This window comes from Microbacterium azadirachtae (genome assembly GCF_025583665.1).
GTDB lineage: Bacteria > Actinomycetota > Actinomycetes > Actinomycetales > Microbacteriaceae > Microbacterium > Microbacterium azadirachtae.
The window spans coordinates 1,595,224-1,611,926 of the sequence record NZ_CP099706.1 but is presented as its reverse complement, the minus strand read 5'-3'; the positions used below and the strand labels follow the sequence as shown (position 1 = coordinate 1,611,926).

At 72.1% G+C, this 16,703-nt stretch carries 16 protein-coding genes; 4 read left to right on the top strand and 12 right to left on the bottom strand.

Features of this window, described 5'->3' with window-relative positions:
• Nucleotides 1-48 precede the first annotated feature (48 nt).
• Together thrC and NFX31_RS07600 are read left to right on the top strand one after the other, a co-directional pair.
• Entirely contained in the window at nt 49-1,470 is a 1,422-nt protein-coding gene (gene thrC, locus NFX31_RS07605; RefSeq protein ID WP_262957107.1) for a threonine synthase, read from the top strand.
• A gap of 44 nt (nt 1,471-1,514) precedes the next feature.
• Nucleotides 1,515-3,302: a DUF2207 domain-containing protein gene (locus NFX31_RS07600; RefSeq protein ID WP_262957106.1), complete on the top strand. Its 1,788-nt coding sequence runs from the start codon at nt 1,515-1,517 to the stop codon at nt 3,300-3,302.
• Between the two features lie 16 nt (nt 3,303-3,318).
• Here the strand turns inward: NFX31_RS07600 and NFX31_RS07595 are convergent, their stop codons facing one another.
• Genes NFX31_RS07595 through hrcA form a run of 9 tightly spaced genes read right to left on the bottom strand, consistent with a single transcriptional unit; the run spans nt 3,319 to nt 11,326 of the window.
• On the bottom strand, nt 3,319-4,260 hold the full coding sequence (locus NFX31_RS07595; RefSeq protein ID WP_262957105.1) for an NADP-dependent oxidoreductase: 942 nt from the start codon (nt 4,258-4,260) through the stop codon (nt 3,319-3,321).
• 2 nt (nt 4,261-4,262) lie between these two features.
• Nucleotides 4,263-5,180 carry a GTPase Era gene (gene era / locus NFX31_RS07590; RefSeq protein WP_045252230.1) on the bottom strand — a complete coding sequence of 306 codons (918 nt, stop codon included), beginning with the start codon at nt 5,178-5,180 and terminating at the stop codon, nt 4,263-4,265.
• Nucleotides 5,170-6,486, bottom strand: a complete 1,317-nt coding sequence (locus tag NFX31_RS07585) for a hemolysin family protein (protein WP_262957104.1) — start codon at nt 6,484-6,486, stop codon at nt 5,170-5,172. The genes era and NFX31_RS07585 overlap by 11 nt, the downstream gene beginning before the upstream one ends.
• The gene (ybeY, locus tag NFX31_RS07580; protein WP_045252232.1) at nt 6,483-6,947 is read right to left on the bottom strand and encodes an rRNA maturation RNase YbeY; all 465 of its coding nucleotides are present in this window, start codon (nt 6,945-6,947) and stop codon (nt 6,483-6,485) included. Before ybeY ends, NFX31_RS07585 begins: the two co-directional genes overlap by 4 nt.
• Nucleotides 6,944-7,966 carry a PhoH family protein gene (locus NFX31_RS07575; RefSeq protein WP_258955323.1) on the bottom strand — a complete coding sequence of 341 codons (1,023 nt, stop codon included), beginning with the start codon at nt 7,964-7,966 and terminating at the stop codon, nt 6,944-6,946. Before NFX31_RS07575 ends, ybeY begins: the two co-directional genes overlap by 4 nt.
• Before the next feature lie 52 nt (nt 7,967-8,018).
• The gene (locus NFX31_RS07570) at nt 8,019-8,366 is read right to left on the bottom strand and encodes an HIT domain-containing protein (RefSeq protein ID WP_262957103.1); all 348 of its coding nucleotides are present in this window, start codon (nt 8,364-8,366) and stop codon (nt 8,019-8,021) included.
• 39 nt (nt 8,367-8,405) lie between these two features.
• A complete protein-coding gene (locus tag NFX31_RS07565; RefSeq protein WP_091475977.1) occupies nt 8,406-9,134 on the bottom strand; it encodes a 16S rRNA (uracil(1498)-N(3))-methyltransferase in 729 nt (242 codons plus the stop codon).
• A 4-nt stretch (nt 9,135-9,138) separates the two neighbouring features.
• Nucleotides 9,139-10,245, bottom strand: a complete 1,107-nt coding sequence (gene dnaJ, locus NFX31_RS07560; protein WP_045252433.1) for a molecular chaperone DnaJ — start codon at nt 10,243-10,245, stop codon at nt 9,139-9,141.
• 46 nt (nt 10,246-10,291) lie between these two features.
• On the bottom strand, nt 10,292-11,326 hold the full coding sequence (hrcA, locus tag NFX31_RS07555) for a heat-inducible transcriptional repressor HrcA (RefSeq protein WP_045252236.1): 1,035 nt from the start codon (nt 11,324-11,326) through the stop codon (nt 10,292-10,294).
• A 98-nt stretch (nt 11,327-11,424) separates the two neighbouring features.
• On the opposite strand from hrcA, the gene NFX31_RS07550 reads away from it, so the two are divergent.
• Nucleotides 11,425-12,864 carry a carboxylesterase/lipase family protein gene (locus NFX31_RS07550; protein WP_262957102.1) on the top strand — a complete coding sequence of 480 codons (1,440 nt, stop codon included), beginning with the start codon at nt 11,425-11,427 and terminating at the stop codon, nt 12,862-12,864.
• Nucleotides 12,865-12,891: 27 nt separating this feature from the next.
• Here NFX31_RS07550 and hemW read toward each other — a convergent pair whose 3' ends face one another.
• From hemW to NFX31_RS07535, 3 genes are read right to left on the bottom strand one after another with little or no spacing between them, the layout of a single operon-like run.
• Nucleotides 12,892-14,136 carry a radical SAM family heme chaperone HemW gene (gene hemW / locus NFX31_RS07545; RefSeq protein ID WP_262957101.1) on the bottom strand — a complete coding sequence of 415 codons (1,245 nt, stop codon included), beginning with the start codon at nt 14,134-14,136 and terminating at the stop codon, nt 12,892-12,894.
• A 13-nt stretch (nt 14,137-14,149) separates the two neighbouring features.
• Nucleotides 14,150-14,800, bottom strand: a complete 651-nt coding sequence (locus tag NFX31_RS07540; RefSeq protein WP_045252239.1) for a DUF1990 family protein — start codon at nt 14,798-14,800, stop codon at nt 14,150-14,152.
• Between the two features lie 46 nt (nt 14,801-14,846).
• Nucleotides 14,847-15,782 (bottom strand): DMT family transporter, encoded by a 936-nt coding sequence (locus tag NFX31_RS07535; RefSeq protein WP_262957100.1) that lies wholly within the window; start codon nt 15,780-15,782, stop codon nt 14,847-14,849.
• A 98-nt stretch (nt 15,783-15,880) separates the two neighbouring features.
• On the opposite strand from NFX31_RS07535, the gene NFX31_RS07530 reads away from it, so the two are divergent.
• The gene (locus NFX31_RS07530; protein ID WP_262957099.1) at nt 15,881-16,702 is read left to right on the top strand and encodes a LysR family transcriptional regulator; all 822 of its coding nucleotides are present in this window, start codon (nt 15,881-15,883) and stop codon (nt 16,700-16,702) included.
• The last annotated feature ends 1 nt before the right edge of the window (nt 16,703 follow it).

Below are 16,703 nucleotides of genomic sequence, written 5' to 3'. Positions count from 1 at the left end.
CCGCGTCGTGCACGCCGATCCGAGACCCCGACTTCCGAGGAGCAGCTCGTGCAGTACATCTCCACCCGCGGCGGCGGCGACCCGAAGACCTACAGCGAGGCCCTGCTGGAGGGACTCGCCGTCGACGGCGGCCTGCTCGTGCCCGAACAGCTGCCGACGGTGGATGCGGCGACGCTCGAGTCCTGGCGCGACCTCGGCTACGCGGACCTGGCCACCGAGGTGCTGGGGCTGTTCGCCACCGACATCCCGCGCGACGACCTCGCCGCCCTGTGCGCGGCCGCGTACTCCCCCGACACCTTCGCCGCGCCCGTGCCGCTCACGCCGATCGGCGGCGGGATCACGCTCGTCGGGCTCTCCGAGGGACCGACGCTCGCGTTCAAGGACATGGCGATGCAGTTCCTCGGACAGGCCCTCGAGTACGCGCTCGAGTGCACCGGCGGCGTGCTGAACATCGTCGGCGCGACATCGGGCGACACCGGATCCGCAGCCGAGCACGCGCTCCGCGGCAAGGAACGGATCAGCGTCTTCATGCTGTCGCCGCAGGGCCGGATGAGCGCCTTCCAGCGCGCGCAGATGTACTCCCTGCAGGACGCGAACGTGCACAACATCGCGGTCGAGGGCGTGTTCGACGACTGCCAGAACCTGGTGAAGGATCTCGCCAGCGACCTCGACTTCAAGCGCGCGCAGCACCTCGGCGCCGTCAACTCGATCAACCTCGCACGCATCACCGCGCAGGTCGTCTACTACTTCTGGGCCTGGCTGCGCGCCACCGATGCGCTCGCCCCGGCGGAGCGCGAGGGCTTCGAGGTCTCGTTCGCCGTGCCGTCCGGCAACTTCGGCAACATCCTCTCCGGGTTCTTCGCCCGCGGCATGGGGCTGCCGATCCGCCGCCTCGTGCTCGCCGCGAACGAGAACAATGTGCTCGACGAGTTCTTCCGCACCGGTGTGTACCGCCCGCGCAGCGCGGCGCAGACGCTCGCGACCTCGAGCCCCTCGATGGACATCTCCAAGGCGTCGAACCTGGAGCGCTTCATCTTCGAGCTGGTGGGACGCGAGCCGCAGCGCGTGGTCGCGGCCTGGGACCAGCTCACCCTCGCCGGCGCCTTCGACTTCGCCGCGGATCTGCCGCGCTTCGCCGACGAGTTCGGGATCGTGAGCGGCACCAGCACCCATGACGACCGGCTCTCGACCATCCGTGCCGTGTACGAGCAGAGCGGCACCGTGATCGACCCGCACACCGCCGACGGGGTGAAGGTCGCCCGCGAGTTCCTCGAGGACGGCGTCCCCATGCTCGTGCTGGAGACCGCGAAGCCCGAGAAGTTCGGCGAGACCATCACGGAGGCGCTCGGCATCGAGCTCCCCCTCTCCGACGAGCTGAAGGCGCTGCTCGCCGCGCCGCAGCGAGTCACCGAGATCCCCAACGACGAGAGCGCGCTGCGCACGATCATCGAGACGAGCGCACTGCACTGAACGCGCAGACGCGCCGGATCGCGGGCGGCGGATAGTCTGGCCGCATGACGGCTCGACCGCGCGCCCGCCTGCTCGCCCTGCTCGGCGCTCTCGCACTCGTTCTGGCCCCGCTGCTCGCGGCCCCCGCCGCGCACGCCGACACGAACGACTTCTCGTACGCGTCCTGGGACGCGCAGTACCGGCTCGGGCGCGACGCGGACGGACGAGCCGCCCTCGAGGTGACCGAGACGCTCGTGGCCGACTTCCCGGAGTTCGATCAGAACCACGGCATCCTCCGCGGCCTCCCCACCTGGTACGACGGCGCCCCGCTCCGGCTGCACATCGTCTCCATCACCGACGGCGCGGGCAAGGCGCTGCCGTACGACGACAGCGAGACCGACAACGGGATCCGTCAGCTCAAGATCGGCGATCCGGACGTCTTCGCGCACGGCCGCACGACGTACGTCATCCGGTACACGATGCGCGACGTCGTGCACCGCCCCACGGACCGGCCGATCGACGAGTGGTACTGGAACCTGCTGCCGCTGAGCTCGCAGCAGCCGATCGCGCACTTCTCCGCCGCGCTCTCCTTCGCTCCCGAGGTGGGCGCGGCCATGATCGCAGAGCCGTCCTGTTACGCCGGCCCCCCTGGTTCCACGACGCCGTGCACGCTCTCCCCCGCCGCGGGAGGCGGATTCGCGGTGTCCCAGGATGACGTCCCCGCCGGCTCCGGCGTCACGGTCTCGTTCCCGATGAAGGCGGGCACGTTCGCGCAGGCCCCCGCCCGGGAGCCGGATCCGATGACGGACGTGGCGCCGTATCCTCTCGCGGGTCTCGCCGCGCTGCTGGCCATCGGCGGCCCGTTCCTCGGGATCGGCCTGCTGCGCCGGAAGGGCCGCCGCAGCGGCCGCGGCATCGTGGTCGCGCAGTACGACGTCCCCGACGGGCTTCCCCCCGTGCTCGCCGCGGAGGTCGAGGGCCGGAAGAGCGCAGCAGACTCTGCCGAGATCGTGCACCTCGCGGTGCGCAAGGCGATCCGCATCTCGGACGGCGCGAGCAAACCCGTGCTCGAACTGGTCGACCCGTCGATCGCCCCCGACGCGCTCGACGCGGAGGCGCTCGGGGCGCTGTTCCCGGGATCCCCGGTCGGGACGACCCTGCATCTCGAGGTGCCGGACGACGCCCTGGTGACGAGGCTCAAGGCGCTCTCCGGATCCGCGCACGTGGCGGCGTTCGACCGCGGCCTGCTCACCCGGCGGCGTTCAGTGCTCGCCGTGGTCCTGAGCGCGATCGGACTCGCGGCGGGCCTCGGCGCCGTCGCACTCGCCGTCCCCGGCATGGTGGTCGGACGACCGGCCGCGATCGCGACGTTCGTCGTCGGCATCGTCGCGTCTGTGGTCGCGCTCGTCGCGGTGCTCGTCTCCCTGCCGCGCCGCACCGTGCTCACACCGCACGGCGCCGAGACCCGCGAGTACCTGCTCGGCGTGCAGGAGTACATCCGGCTGGCGGAAGCTGACCGGATCCGGATGCTGCAGTCGTACCGGGGCGCCGAACGACGGGCTGACGGTCGCGCCGACGTCATCGTGCTGTACGAGCGGCTGCTGCCGTACGCGATGCTGTTCGGGCTCGAACGCGAATGGGGTCAGGTGCTCGCCGTGCAGTACGAGCGCGACCACATCACGCCCGGCTGGTACTACGGCTACACCGGGGCGAGCTTCGCGAACTCGCTCAGCGGCATGAACAGCTCCCTCAGCCCCACCCCCACGCCCAGCGCGTCGTCGAGCTCCAGCGGATCCTTCGGCGGGGGCTTCTCCGGGGGCGGCGGTGGCGGCGGCTCCTCGGGCGGGTGGTGACGCCCCGAGGGCGTCTCTAGGGGATCAGCGCGAGCTTTCCGCCGGGATGCTCCCGGGCGAGGAAACGCGTCGCCTCCCGCGCGTCGGTCAGCGGATACGTGCGCGAGAGCGGCACCGTCAGCAGTCCCTCGTCGGCGAGGCGGACGAGCTCGCCGCGGATCCCGTCGCGGAACGCGGCGCTCGCCGGCTGGGAGCCGGCGATGCTGAGGAATCCGTGCTCCGCCGCACGGCCGGGAGCGGCGATCGTGACGATGCGGCCGCGGTCCGCCACGAGGGCGAGGGAGACGTCCACCGCCTCGTCGGTGCCGACGGCGTCGAGCGCGGCCCGGACGGGGAGGTCGAGCGCGCGCACCCGCTCAGCGAGTCCAGCGCCGTATGCCACGGGGATGCCCCCGAAGCGTCGCACCCGCTCGCTCCCCGCCTCGCTCGTCGTGCCGATGACCCGCACGCCGCGCAGCGCGGCCAACTGCAGCACCATCACGCCGACGGCGCCGGAAGCACCGTGCAGCAGGAGGGTGTCCCCGGACCGCGCATGCACCCGCTCGAGCATCTCCGCGGCCGTGGTGCCCGCCAGGAGCAGGTTGGCCGCCTGGGCGTGCGACAACGGCGCGGGCTTGCGGAACGCCTTCTCGGCGGCGAGCGTGAGCGCGGTCGCGTATCCGCCCTGCACGCGGAAGGCGATCGCCTCGACGCCGACCTCGGCCTCGCCGGATCCGATCCTCGTGTCGGGGCCGATCGCGACGATCTCGCCCGAGACCTCGTAGCCGATCGGCACCGGCAGCGAGACGCCGGGGCGGGGAGCCGCGACGTGCTTCCGGTCGGCGGGGTTCATGCCCGCGGCGCGCACCCGGATCGTGACCTCTCCGGGCCCCGGATCCGGCACGATCGTCTCGACCAGCCGCCACTGCTCCGGCGGCCCCCACGCGGGGGCCACCCAGTGCCGGGCGTCGAGTGCCATCGTCAGAACCCCAGCCGCCCGAGCTGCTTCGGGTCGCGCTGCCACTCCTTGGCGACCTTCACGTGCAGGCCGAGGAACACCCGCGTGCCGAGGAGCTCCTCGATCCCCGCGCGCGCAGTGGCACCGACCTCGCGCAGACGTGCGCCCTTGCGACCGATGATGATGGCCTTCTGGCTGTCGCGCTCCACGACGATCGAGGCGTGCACGTCGGTCAGGTCCGAGTCCTCGCGGGGGGCGATGTCGTCGACGACGACGGCGATCGAGTGCGGGAGCTCGTCGCGCACGCCTTCGAGCGCGGCCTCGCGGATCATCTCGGCGATGCGGTCCTCCGTGGACTCGTCGGTGACCACGTCGTCCTCGTAGAGGGACGGCCCTTCGGGCATGAGCGCGAGCACCTCATCGGCGAGCACGTCGAGCTGCACGCGGGTGAGCGCGGACAGCGGGATCACCGCGGCCCAGTCCTCGCGCAGCGAATCGACCTCCATGAGGCGCTCCGTGATCTCGTCGCGCTCGGCGACGTCGACCTTCGTGACGATCGCGATCTTCTTCGCGCGCGGATAGCCGTCCAGGGACGCGGCGATGCGGCGATCGCCGGGGCCGACCTTCTCGGTCGCCGGAACGCAGAACCCGATCACGTCCACATCGCCGAGCACCTGCTCGACGAGGTCGTTGAGCCGCTCGCCGAGGAGCGTGCGCGGGCGATGGATCCCGGGGGTGTCCACGATCACGAGCTGCCCGTCGGGCCGGTTCACGATGCCGCGGATCGCCCGCCGCGTGGTCTGCGGCTTCTCGCTCGTGATCGCGATCTTCTCGCCGACCAGGGCGTTCGTCAGCGTGGACTTGCCGACGTTCGGGCGTCCGACGAACGTCACGAAGCCGCTGCGGTGCACACCCTCGTTCGCATCGCGCTCATCGCTCATCGTGGTTCTCCTTGCTGGACCTCTCGGGCCCGTCGTGATCCTCCGTGAGCGGCTCCTCGGCCCGCTCCACGAAGACGTATTCGATGCCGCGCCCGCGACCGCGCGACGCGCCGCCGGTGAGGAGGAGCCCGCGCACGACGGCCGTCGCGCCGGGAGTGGGGATGCGACCGATCTCCTTGCCGAGCAGACCGCCGATCGAGTCGACGTCGTCGTCCTCGAGCTCGACGCCGAACAGCTCGCCCACGTCCTCGAGATCCATCCGGCCACTGACCCGGTAGCGACCCGGTTCGAGCTCGACGACCTCGGAGTTCGGCCGGTCGTACTCGTCGGAGATCTCGCCGACGAGCTCCTCGATGAGGTCCTCCAGCGTCACGAGCCCCGCGATGCCGCCGTGCTCGTCGATCACGACGCACACGTGCACGGCATCGCGCTTCATCTGCTGCAGCAGCGTCTCCGCCCGCATCGACTCGGGGACGAAGACGGCGGGGCGCGCGATCTGGCGCACCGAGGCCGCACGCCAGCTGCGGTCGTCGCGGTAGGCGAACTGCACCAGATCCTTGAGGTAGAGCACGCCGACGACGTCGTCCGCCTCGTCGTCCACGACCGGGATCCGCGAGATCCCTCGGGTCAGGAAGAGGTCCATGGCCTCCGACGTCGTCGCCGTGGCGTCGACCGTGACCATGTCGGTGCGCGGCACCATCACGGCCCGCACGAACTGGTCGGTGAAGTCGAAGACGGAGTGGATCAGCTCGCGGTCGTCGGCCTCGATGAGGTCGTGCGAGGCGGCCTCGTCCACCATGCTGAGCAGCTGCGTCTCGCTGGCGAACGTGCTGCGCCCGGTGCCGGGCGTGACCCGGCTGCCGAAGACGGCGAGCCCCTGCGCGATCGGGCCCAGGATCAGGCGCACGGCGCGGATGGTCGGCGCGCACACGCGCAGCATCGCGTCGGCGTGCTGCCGTCCGAAGGAGCGGGGGCTGGCGCCGACGAGGACGAACGTGATGCCCGTCATGATGACGGCGGCCGCCAGCATCGCCCACCAGATCTGGTCGTCGAACAGCAGCACCAGCGCCACGGTCACGAGCACGGCCGCCGCGGTCTCCACGAAGACGCGCATGAACGCGACCGCGTTCGCGTGCGGCTCGGGGTCCGCGGCGATCCGCGCCAACGCGGGGGCGTTGCGGCCTTCGGATCCCATCTCCTCGAGGTCGGCGCGCGACGTCACCGACAGCGCGGCGTCGATCGCCGCCATGAGGCCGCCGAAGGCGACGAGCAGGACCGCGCCGGCGAGCAGCAGGAATGGAGTCATCGACCGTGGGAGCGCTCGTCGGCCGCGAAGCCGGCGATGAGCTCGCGCTGCAGGCCGAACATCTCCTTCTCGTCCTCGGGCTCGGCGTGGTCGAATCCGAGAAGGTGCAGCAGACCGTGCGTGGTGAGCAGGATGAGCTCGTCCATCAGCGTGTGCTTCGCGGTGGCCGCCTGCGTCTCGGCGACCTGCGGACACAGCACGATGTCGCCGAGCAGACCCGGAGGCGTCGGGCGGTCCATCGTGCCGGGGCGCAGCTCGTCCATCGGGAAGCTCAGCACATCGGTGGGTCCCGGCTCATCCATCCACTGCACGTGCAGCGCCTCCATGGCGCCTTCGTCGACGAGGACGATGGCGACGTCGGCGTCGGGGCTGACGTTCAGCTGCGCCAGGTTGCGCTCGGTGAGGCGCAGGAGCACGGTCTCGTCGATCGCGATGGCCGACTCGTTGTTGATCTCGATCACTTCAGGCCTCGTTTCGGCATGCGGTCTCGGGGGCCGGGGCGGAGCCCGGCACGGCGCTCGGCCCGGTTGGCGAACTCCGACGCCTGCTCGCGCTCTGCGCGGGCGGCCGTGCGCTGCTCGTCGTATTCGGTGTACGCGTCCACGATCCTGCCGACCAGCGAGTGACGCACGACGTCGTCGCTGGTGAGCCGGGAGAAGTGGATGTCGTCGATGTCCTTCAGCACGCGGGTGACCACCCGCAGGCCCGACGCGCCCGTCGGCAGGTCGATCTGGGTGATGTCGCCCGTGACGACCATGCGCGTGCCGAAGCCGAGGCGGGTGAGGAACATCTTCATCTGCTCGGGAGTGGTGTTCTGCGCCTCGTCCAGCACCACGAAGGAGTCGTTGAGGGTGCGTCCGCGCATGTACGCGAGGGGCGCGACCTCGATCGTGCCGCTCGCCATGAGACGGGGCACGATCTCCGGATCCATCATCTCGTTGAGCGCGTCGTAGAGCGGACGCAGGTACGGGTCGATCTTGTCGGTCAGGGTGCCCGGCAGGAAGCCGAGCCGCTCCCCCGCCTCGACCGCCGGACGGGTCAGGATGATCCGCTCGACCTCCTTGCGCTGCAGCGCCTGGACGGCCTTCGCCATCGCGAGATACGTCTTGCCGGTTCCGGCGGGGCCGATGCCGAACACGATCGTGTTCTCGTCGATCGCGTCGACGTACTCCTTCTGGCCGAGGGTCTTGGGGCGGATGACGCGACCTCGGGTCGAGAGGATCGCCTCGCCGAGCACCTCGCTCGGGCGCACCCCCTCCCGCTCGAGCATGCGCGCGGACTGCGCGACGTCGCTCGGGTGCAGCGAATGCCCGGTGCGGGTCAGTTCGATGAGCTCGTCGACGAGCTTCTGCGCCGCGCGGACGGCCGCGGGGGCGCCGGTCAGGGTGACCTCGTTGCCGCGCACCAGCACGTCGACCTCGGGGTGCTCCTTCTCGAGCATGCGCAGGAGGCGGTCCTGCGGACCGAGCAGCTGCACCATCGCGACGCCGTCCACCTCGATGCGTGCGGTGGTGATCGATTCGGCCGTTTCGTCAGAAGCCAACGAGCTTGTTCTCCCCGAGGTTGCCGAGCACATGGGCGTGCACGTGGAAGACGGATTGCGCGACGCTCGCGCCGTTGTTGAAGATCAGCCGGTACTCACCGTTGGCGTGGTCGTCGGCGATCCGCTTGGCCGCGGCGACGAGCTTCGCCAGCAGGCCGGGATCCCCGGCGGCCAGCTCGGTGACGTCGCGGTACTGCTCGGACTTGGGGATCACGAGCACGTGCAGCGGCGCCTGCGGGTTGATGTCGCGGATCGCGAAGACGTCGTCGGTCTCCAGCAGGATCTCGCCGGGGATCTCCCCGTCCAGGATGCGGGTGAAGATCGAGGGTTCGCTCATGGGCTCAGTCTATCCGCGCGATGTCGCGGGACGGCGGACCTACCAGCGGCCCCGCGCCACGTTCAGCACCGCGATCGCGGCGGGGCCGGCCGTCGAGGTGCGCAGCACGGTGTCGCCGAGCAGCACGCGCTCCGCGCCCGCCGCCACGAGTCGCTCCACCTCTTCAGGCGCGATGCCTCCCTCGGGGCCGACGACGAGCACGACGTCGCGCTCGTCCGGTGCGATCGCCGAGAGCCGGACGGTCGCCGTCGGATCCAGGATCAGCACGCGCTGGGCCCCGGCGCGTCGCACGAGGTCGGCGGTGCCCTCGACCGCGGCGACCTCGGGGATCCACGACCGGTGCGCCTGCTTCGCCGCCTCGCGCACGATCGTCGCCCAGCGCTCGCGCCCCTTGGCCGCCTTCGCGCCCTCCCAGCGGGAGACGCTGCGGACCGCCTGCCACGGCACGATCTCATCCACGCCGAGCTCGCACGCCGCCTGCACGGCGAGCTCGTCGCGGTCGCCCTTCGCGAGCGCCTGCACCAGCACGATCCGCGGATCCGGTCGCGGGTCTTCGCGACGCGCCACCACGCGCACCTCGACGAGCGACGGCGCCGCGGAGGCGACCTCCCCCTCGAGCCAGACACCCGCGCCGTCGCCGAGGGTGATCGGCTCGCCGACCCGCACCCGGCGCACCACGGCGGCGTGCTTGGCCTCGGCGCCGGTGAGCGAGACGACGGATCCGGCCGTCGCCCCGGTCGCCTCAGGCGTCACGAAGTGCAGCGCCATGGCGTCAGCCGCGGAACCGGTCGCGCAGCTTGGAGAACAGCCCCTGGTGGAACTCGGCCAGCTTCGGCTCGGGAGCCTTGGTGCGCTTGGCGAAGTCCTCGATGAGCTGCCGCTGCTTGTGGTCGAGCTTCGTGGGCGTCAGCACCTGCACGCCGACCCGCAGGTCGCCGCGCTGGCTGCCGCGCAAGGGCGTGATGCCCCGGCCCTTGATCGTCAGCACATCGCCGGACTGGAGTCCCTGGCGGATCTCGAGCTCCACCGGGCCGTCGAGTGACTCGATCGTCGTCGTGGTGCCCAGGATGGCGTCGCTCATCGCGACCTCGAGGGTCGCCAGCAGGTCGTCGCCCTCGCGGCTGAAGCGCGGGTGCGGCGTGACCGTGACCTCGACGTACAGGTCTCCGTTCGGGCCGCCCGCACGCCCGACCTCGCCGGATCCGGGCAGCTGCAGGCGCAGACCCGTCTCGACGCCGGCGGGGATGTCGAGCCCGACCGTCCGGCGCGAACGCACCCGGCCCTGTCCGTTGCAGGTCTGGCACGGGAACGGGATCGTGGTTCCGAAGCCCTCGCACGAGCCGCACGGCGCGGTCGTGATGACGTTGCCGAGCAGGCTGCGCACCTGCTGCTGCACGTGACCGGATCCGCCGCAGATGTCGCAGGTGACGGGCGAGGTGCCCTCCGCGCAGCAGGATCCCTGGCACGTCTCGCAGAGCACGGCCGTGTCGACCTCGATGTCCCGGTGCACGCCGAACACGACGTCGGCGAGGTCCAGGGTCACGCGGACGAGGGCGTCCTGGCCGCGCTCCCGACGCGACCGGGGACGCGCTGCACGCGCCCCGCCGCCCCCGAAGAAGGTCTCGAAGATGTCGCCGAAGCCTCCGAACCCGCCGAAGCCGCCGTTGCCGTTCTGGTCGCCGCCCATGTCGTAGCGGCGCCGGGAGTCGGCGTCGCTGAGGACGTCGTAGGCGTGCGTCACGAGCTTGAACCGCTCCGCCGCCTCCTCGCTCGGGTTCACGTCGGGGTGCAGCTGCCGCGCGAGCCGCCGGTACGCCTTCTTGATCTCGTCCTCGCTCGCATCGCGCGAGACGCCGAGGACCTCGTAGTGATCCGTCACCATCGCCTTTCCGGGCCGCCTGCGGCGGCGTGTGTTCTGCGGCCGATCAGCGGCCGGACTCGTCTTCTTCGAGCAGCCGCGACAGGTAGCGGGCCACGGCCCGTGCCGCCGCGAGGTTGCTCTGATAGTCCATCCGGGTGGGGCCCATCACGCCGACGCGTGCGGTCCCCGAGTGGGTGAGATAGTCGCTCGCCACGATGGAGGCCTCGCCGAGGCCGAACGCGGCGTTCTCGGTGCCGATGCTCGCGGCGAGCCCGTGCTCGTCGACGCGCATCTCGCTCATGAGCCGCAGCAGCGTCACCTGCTCCTCGATCGCCTCGAGGAGCGGATGGATGCTCCCGCGGAAGTCGTGCTCGCGACGGGCCAGCGTCGCGGCGCCCGCCATCACCAGGCGCTCCTGCCGGAACTCGGCGAGCTCCTCGGCGACCGCCCGCAGCAGCGCCGCCCTCGCGGCGTCGACGCGCGGCCCGAACGCGGTCTCGCCCGCGTCCTGGACGCGTTCCGCGCCGCGCCGCACCGAGCGGCCGGTGAGGAGCTCGGTGACGCCGGCGCGCAGCAGTCCGACCTCGGACTCGTCGAGCTCGACCGGCAGGGGCACGATCCGCTGGGACACTCCGCCCGCATCCGTGACCAGCACGATGAGCAGGCGGTTGGGGGCGAGAGCGACGAGCTCCACGTGCGTGACGTGCGCGCGGGCGAAGGACGGATACTGCGCGAGCGCGACCTGACCGGTGAGGCGGGTGAGGACCCGGACCGTGCGCACCATGAGGTCGTCGAGGTCGGCAGGATCGGCGAGGAAGGCCGTGATCGCGCTGCGCTGGGCGGCCGAGAGCGGCCGCACCTGCGCGAGATGGTCGACGAACACGCGATAGCCCTTGTCGGTGGGCACGCGCCCCGACGAGGTGTGCGGCGCGGCGATGAGCTCCTCGTCTTCGAGCTGCGCCATGTCGTTGCGGATCGTCGCCGCGGACACGCCGAACGCATGGCGCTCGACGATCGACTTGCTGCCCACCGGCTCGTTCGTCTCGACGTAGTCCTCGACGATGGCGCGGAGCACCTGGAGTCCGCGTTCTGAGACCATCGCTCCTCCTCACCGCTGGCACTCGTACGTCCTGAGTGCCAATCCTATCCTGTCGACCCGGGTGCAGGCCGAGACACGACACTCCCTAGGATGTGCCCATGGATCACGAGGCCGTCCGCACCAGGATCTCCGCCGGCGAACTCGTCGGTCGCCGCAGCGACGGGATCGACCGCTATCTGGGCATCCCCTACGCGGCGGCGCCGTCGGGTCTTCGACGCTTCCGCGCCCCGGAGCCACCCGAGGCCTGGGCGCGCCCGCGCGAGGCCGTCGCCTTCGGGCCCACCGCCCCGCAGCTGCCCTACACCGGTGCGACGGCCGAGATCCTCGGGACCGTCCGCATCGACGGCGACGAGATCCTCACCGCGAACGTCTGGTCGCCCGCCGGGGCGACCGGGGCGCCCGTGGTGCTGTGGATCCACGGCGGCGCGCTCGAGCGCGGCACCGCGGCCCTCTCGCTCTACGACGGCACGAGCTTCGCGCGGGACGGCATCGTGTTCGTCAGCATCAACTACCGGCTGGGCTCCGAGGGATTCTCGGTGCTCGACGACGCCCCGCGCAACCTCGGCCTGCAGGACGCGGTCGCCGCGCTGCACTGGGTGCGCGCGGAGATCGCCGCCTTCGGCGGGGATCCCGACCGGATCACCCTCATGGGGGAATCCGCCGGCGGGGCCCTCGTCGCCGCCCTGCTCGCCAGGGAGGACACCCGGGCGCTCGTCCGGGGCGGGATCGTGCAGTCCGGACCGCTGCAGGCGCAGACCGCGAAGCGCGGCGGCAGGGTGACGCGCCGCCTCGCGAAGCTCCTCGAGGTCGCCCCGACCCGCGCCGCGTTCTCCGCGCTCACGCCGGAGGCCTTGCTCGACGCGCGCCGGACCCAGTCCGCGGGCTCCTCGCCGCTCGGCGGCGCTCCCGGCTTCCAACTCATCCTCGACCAGGACTCGCTGCCGCGCTCGCCGCAGGAGGCGCTCGCCGACGCGGACGTGCCCCTCCTGATCGGCACCAACACGGACGAATACCGGCTGTGGTTCCCGCCGGCGGCGCTCGACGCGATCCGCCCGTCCCAGCTGCTGCTGGCCCGGCTCGCCTTGCGGATCCGGGCGGCGGCCGTCCGCGCCGTTCGCGCGGACCACCCCGGCGCGAGCACGGGCGAGGTGTTCGGCCAGCTCGCGACGGACCTGCTGCTGCGCGCCCCGGCGACGCGGGTGGCGCGTGCGCGCAGGGCGCCGACGTTCCTGTACGAGTTCTCGTGGCCGAGCCCGGTGCGCGACCTGCGCGCGGCGCACGCGCTGGAGATCCCGTTCGTGTTCGACGGGCTCGCGGATCCGGAGACGGCGAAGATCGCGGGCACGACCCCGCCGCAGCGGCTCGCCACGGCGATGCACGCGGCCTGGGTGCGATTCATCCGCGACGGGGATCCGGGCTGGCCCGCGTTCGATGCGCAGCGCACGACGGCGCTGTTCGACGGGCTCGGCGACGGCCCGATCGTCGGCCCGCAGCGGCGCACCGCCGCGGTGGATCTGCTTCCGGCCGAGAGGGGCTGACGGCGTCGCCGCCCGCGCGGGACGGCGTCAGTCGGTCAGGGCGCGCACCACCGCGTCGGCGAGCAGGCGTCCCCGCCGCGTGAGCACGAGGGTGCCGCGCAGCGCAGCGCCGGCATCGACCAGGCCGTCGGCGATCAGGCCCGCGACCCTGGTCCGCGCGTCGGCCGCGAGCGCGTCGAGCGGGAGCCCCTCGGCCATCCGCGAGCGCAGCAGGATCCGTTCGAGCTGTGCGGCCTCCGCGTCGGGGCGCTCGGTGCCGGCCGCCGGCGACTCGCCCATCGCGAGGCGCTGCGCATACGCCGCGGGATGCTTGACGTTCCACCACCGCAGTCCGGCGACGTGGCTGTGCGCCCCGGGCCCGAAGCCCCACCAGTCGGTGCCGCGCCAGTACGCCATGTTGTGCCGCGACCGCTGATCCCACTCCCCCGGAGCAGCGCCCGTCACGGCGCGTCGCGCCCAGTTGCTCACCTCGTACCAGTCGAACCCCGCGTCCGCCAGCACGGCGTCGGCGAGCTCGTACATGTCGGCCTGCAGGTCGTCGTCGGGGGCGGGCACCTCGCCGCGGCGGATCTGGCGCGCGAGCTTGGTGCCGTCCTCGATGATGAGCGCGTAGGCGGAGATGTGATCCGGATCCAGGTCGACGGCGGTCGTGAGCGACGCACGCCAGTCGTCCAGGGACTCCCCCGGCGCTCCGTAGATGAGGTCGACGCTGACGGCGAGCCCGGCCGAGCGGGCCGCGTCCACGGCGGTGCGGACGTTCTCCGGGCGATGCGTGCGGTCGAGCGCCGCGAGCACATGCGGCACCGCCGACTGCATTCCGATCGACATCCGCGTGACCCCGGCCTCGGCGAGCTCGCGCGCGACCGCGGGGGTGACCGTGTCCGGGTTGGCCTCGACCGTGACCTCGGCGCCGCCGACGATGCCGAACGCGTCGACGGCCGCGCGGAGCATGCGCCCGAGGTCACCCGCCGGCAGCAGCGTCGGGGTGCCGCCGCCGAAGAACACGGTGCTCAGAGGACGCAGCGGGCCGCGCTCCGCGAGGACCTCGCGGGCGAGGGCGATCTCCTGGATCAGCGTGTCGGCGTAGGCGTCCTGGCGCGCCCCGCGCAGCTCGGACGCCGTATAGGTGTTGAAGTCGCAGTAGCCGCAGCGCACCCGGCAGAACGGCACGTGCAGGTACGCGGAGAACGCGGACTCGGGCTCGATCCGCAGGTCGGCGGGCAGCCGCCCGTCCGCCGGCGCCGGATCCCCGAGCGGGAGCGGGCCGGCCATCAGGACCGCGCCATCAGACGGGCGTCGCGTACAGCGGGGAGATCGCGCGCAGGTAGCGGGCGAACAGCTCGCGCCGGCGGCGCTTCACGAGGTAGGGAAAGCTCCGGTACAGGAAGCTGTTGGGCCGGTCGAAGGCGCGCACCGTGAACCACACCTCGTCGGCGTCGTTCCACTCGATGTCGAAGGACTCCTCGCCGCTCACCACGGAGCCGGCGACCGTGCCGAGCACGAATCCGATCCGATGCGTCTGCTCGGTCACGGAGATCACCCGCAGCTCCGCGTCGGCGCGCATGCCGCCGACACGGCCGTGCAGCTTCAGGGTCATACCGGGACCCGCCCAGGGCGTGCCGTCCTCGTCGTAGCGGGGTTCGATCTCGGTGCTGCTCGGCGCGACGGGATGCCCCTCCGCATCGAAGCTCACGCCGGCATAGCCGGGGCTCGAGGCGGGGCGCACATCCGTGAGCTGCAGTCCGGCCGCGCGCTGGGCCGTCCAGGACAGCAGGGCGTCGCCCGCCGTGCGGAACCGTTCCTCACCGCTGCCGAGCCGCCAGGACTCCTCGGCCGGGATGCTGTGCTCCGGCGGATACTGCATCAGGTCGGGCGCGTGGGTCGCGCCCACGGCGGCATAGTCCACCGTTCCTTCTCGGAATGTCCCGCGACGCATGAGAACCAGACTACTGGCCGGGCGCGACTCACTCACTCAGGTTCTCCTAAGGCTGAGGTGCTGAGCGCGCGGGCACGCGCGACTCGTCCTCCGCCGCCTCGGCGGGCGGATCCGCCGCGGCGGGTCGTTCGTCGCCGAGTCGCAGCACGGAGGCGGCCGCCCCGAGCACCAGCCCGATCACGCCCGCGACGGTGAGCGGCTCCCCCAGCACGATCAGCGCGGCCACGGCCGTGGCCGCCGGGATCACACTGAACAGGATGGACGCGGCATCGGCGCCCACGGCGCGCACGAGCGCCGAGTACAGAGTGGTGCCCGCGAGACCGATCGCCACGATCCCGCCGAGCAGCGCCCAGGACGCCGGATCCGCGGGCGGGCGGGGCGGTTCGGTCCACACGAGCGCACCGGTCACGGGCACGGACACGAGCACGCCGATCAGCGTGAACATCACCGGATGCACGGTGCGCAGCGATCGTCCCTGCCAGAGGGCACCGAGCGAGACCGCGAGCAGGGATCCGCCGACCGCGAGGATCATCGCGCCGATCCGCGGATCCGACAGCACGATCGGCAGGCAGGCGACGAGCACCGCCGCCGCGCCGAGAACGACCGAGAGCAGAGCACGGCGCGAGCTGCGTCGACGCAGGATCAGCCGCGACAGCACCGCGGTGACGACGGGGTTCATGGCGATCACAAGTGCGGTGAAGCCGGCGCCGACGCCGTGCCCGAGCGCCCAGTACGCGCCGACGAACTGACCGGCCTGGGACAGCAGCCCCGCGCCGGCGGCGGCGCCGAGGAGACGTCCGCGCGGTATCGGCGCGCGCAGGAGCGCGCACACGACGAACAGCACCACGACGGAGATGCCGAAGCGCAGCAGCAGGAGCAGGAAAGGGCTCATCGTGCGCAGCGCGAGCGCGGTGAGCGCGTAGTTCACCGCATAGAGCGTCACCATGGCGCAGGCGGACACGGCGATGGTCGATCTGGTCATGCCGTCAGGCTTTCCCGCGCTCACCACGGCGCACGCATCACATCACGAATCCTGATGGATACTCACCTCCCGGACGCCACGTGCCGGAGGATGGACGCATGAGCAGCATGGAGATCGCCGAGCTGCGCAGCCTCGTCGCCGTCGCCGCGTTCGCCGGCGTGGGCAGGGCAGCCTCGGCCCTGCACGTGTCGCAGCCGACGGTCTCGGCGCACCTGCGCCGGCTCGAGGCGACGCTCGGCGTCGCGCTCGTCGAACGCCGCGGACGGAGCATCGCGTTCACCGTCGCCGGTGAGTCCCTCGTGCGCGACGCGCATCGCATCGTCGCCCTGCACGACGAGGCCCTCGACCGCATCCTCGGGACTCCGGAGGACGACATCGTCGTGGCATCGACCGACATGGCCAACGCCTCGGTCCTGCAGACGGTGAGCGGAGTGCTGTTCGCCCGGCACCCGGAGCGACGGGTGCGCTTCCGGTTCCACCGCACGGACAGCCTGCGCCGCTTCGTCCGCACGCACACCGCCGACGTCGTCCTGGGCTACGGCGACCTCGGCCCCGGGCGGACCGAGATCGGCCCGGTCCCGCTCGCGTGGTTCGGCGCGGCGGACACACCGGCCGACGCCGGACTGGTCGTCTTCTCGGCCCCGTGCACGCTGCGCGACGCCATCCTCGCGGCACCGGCGGCCCGAGGACGCGAGGTCGTGCGGGAGTGCCTCGACCTCTCCAGCGTGCTCGCCGGCGTGCGCTCCGGTGCGGGGATCACAGCCCTCCCGGCGTTCCACCGCGCCGAGACTCAACTGCGCGAACTCGCTCTGCCGGTGCCGCCGCCGCTGCCGTTGACGATGGTCGCCTCGTCACGCATCCCTGCGGAGACGCGGGGTGCCCTGGTCACCGCGCTCCGACGCGCCGTCGCGCGCGTCTGAG

Coding starts and splice junctions, on each gene's coding strand:
- NFX31_RS07575 (WP_258955323.1), bottom strand. CDS start 7,966: ATGGTGCAGCTGCTCGGTCCGCAGGACCGCCTCCTGCGCATGCTCGAG.
- era (WP_045252230.1), bottom strand. CDS start 5,180: ATGAGCGATGAGCGCGATGCGAACGAGGGTGTGCACCGCAGCGGCTTC.
- NFX31_RS07550 (WP_262957102.1), top strand. CDS start 11,425: ATGGATCACGAGGCCGTCCGCACCAGGATCTCCGCCGGCGAACTCGTC.
- NFX31_RS07600 (WP_262957106.1), top strand. CDS start 1,515: ATGACGGCTCGACCGCGCGCCCGCCTGCTCGCCCTGCTCGGCGCTCTC.
- NFX31_RS07530 (WP_262957099.1), top strand. CDS start 15,881: ATGAGCAGCATGGAGATCGCCGAGCTGCGCAGCCTCGTCGCCGTCGCC.
- NFX31_RS07585 (WP_262957104.1), bottom strand. CDS start 6,486: ATGACTCCATTCCTGCTGCTCGCCGGCGCGGTCCTGCTCGTCGCCTTC.
- NFX31_RS07565 (WP_091475977.1), bottom strand. CDS start 9,134: ATGGCGCTGCACTTCGTGACGCCTGAGGCGACCGGGGCGACGGCCGGA.
- hrcA (WP_045252236.1), bottom strand. CDS start 11,326: ATGGTCTCAGAACGCGGACTCCAGGTGCTCCGCGCCATCGTCGAGGAC.
- NFX31_RS07535 (WP_262957100.1), bottom strand. CDS start 15,782: ATGACCAGATCGACCATCGCCGTGTCCGCCTGCGCCATGGTGACGCTC.
- NFX31_RS07570 (WP_262957103.1), bottom strand. CDS start 8,366: ATGAGCGAACCCTCGATCTTCACCCGCATCCTGGACGGGGAGATCCCC.
- hemW (WP_262957101.1), bottom strand. CDS start 14,136: ATGGCCGGCCCGCTCCCGCTCGGGGATCCGGCGCCGGCGGACGGGCGG.
- NFX31_RS07595 (WP_262957105.1), bottom strand. CDS start 4,260: ATGGCACTCGACGCCCGGCACTGGGTGGCCCCCGCGTGGGGGCCGCCG.
- NFX31_RS07540 (WP_045252239.1), bottom strand. CDS start 14,800: ATGCGTCGCGGGACATTCCGAGAAGGAACGGTGGACTATGCCGCCGTG.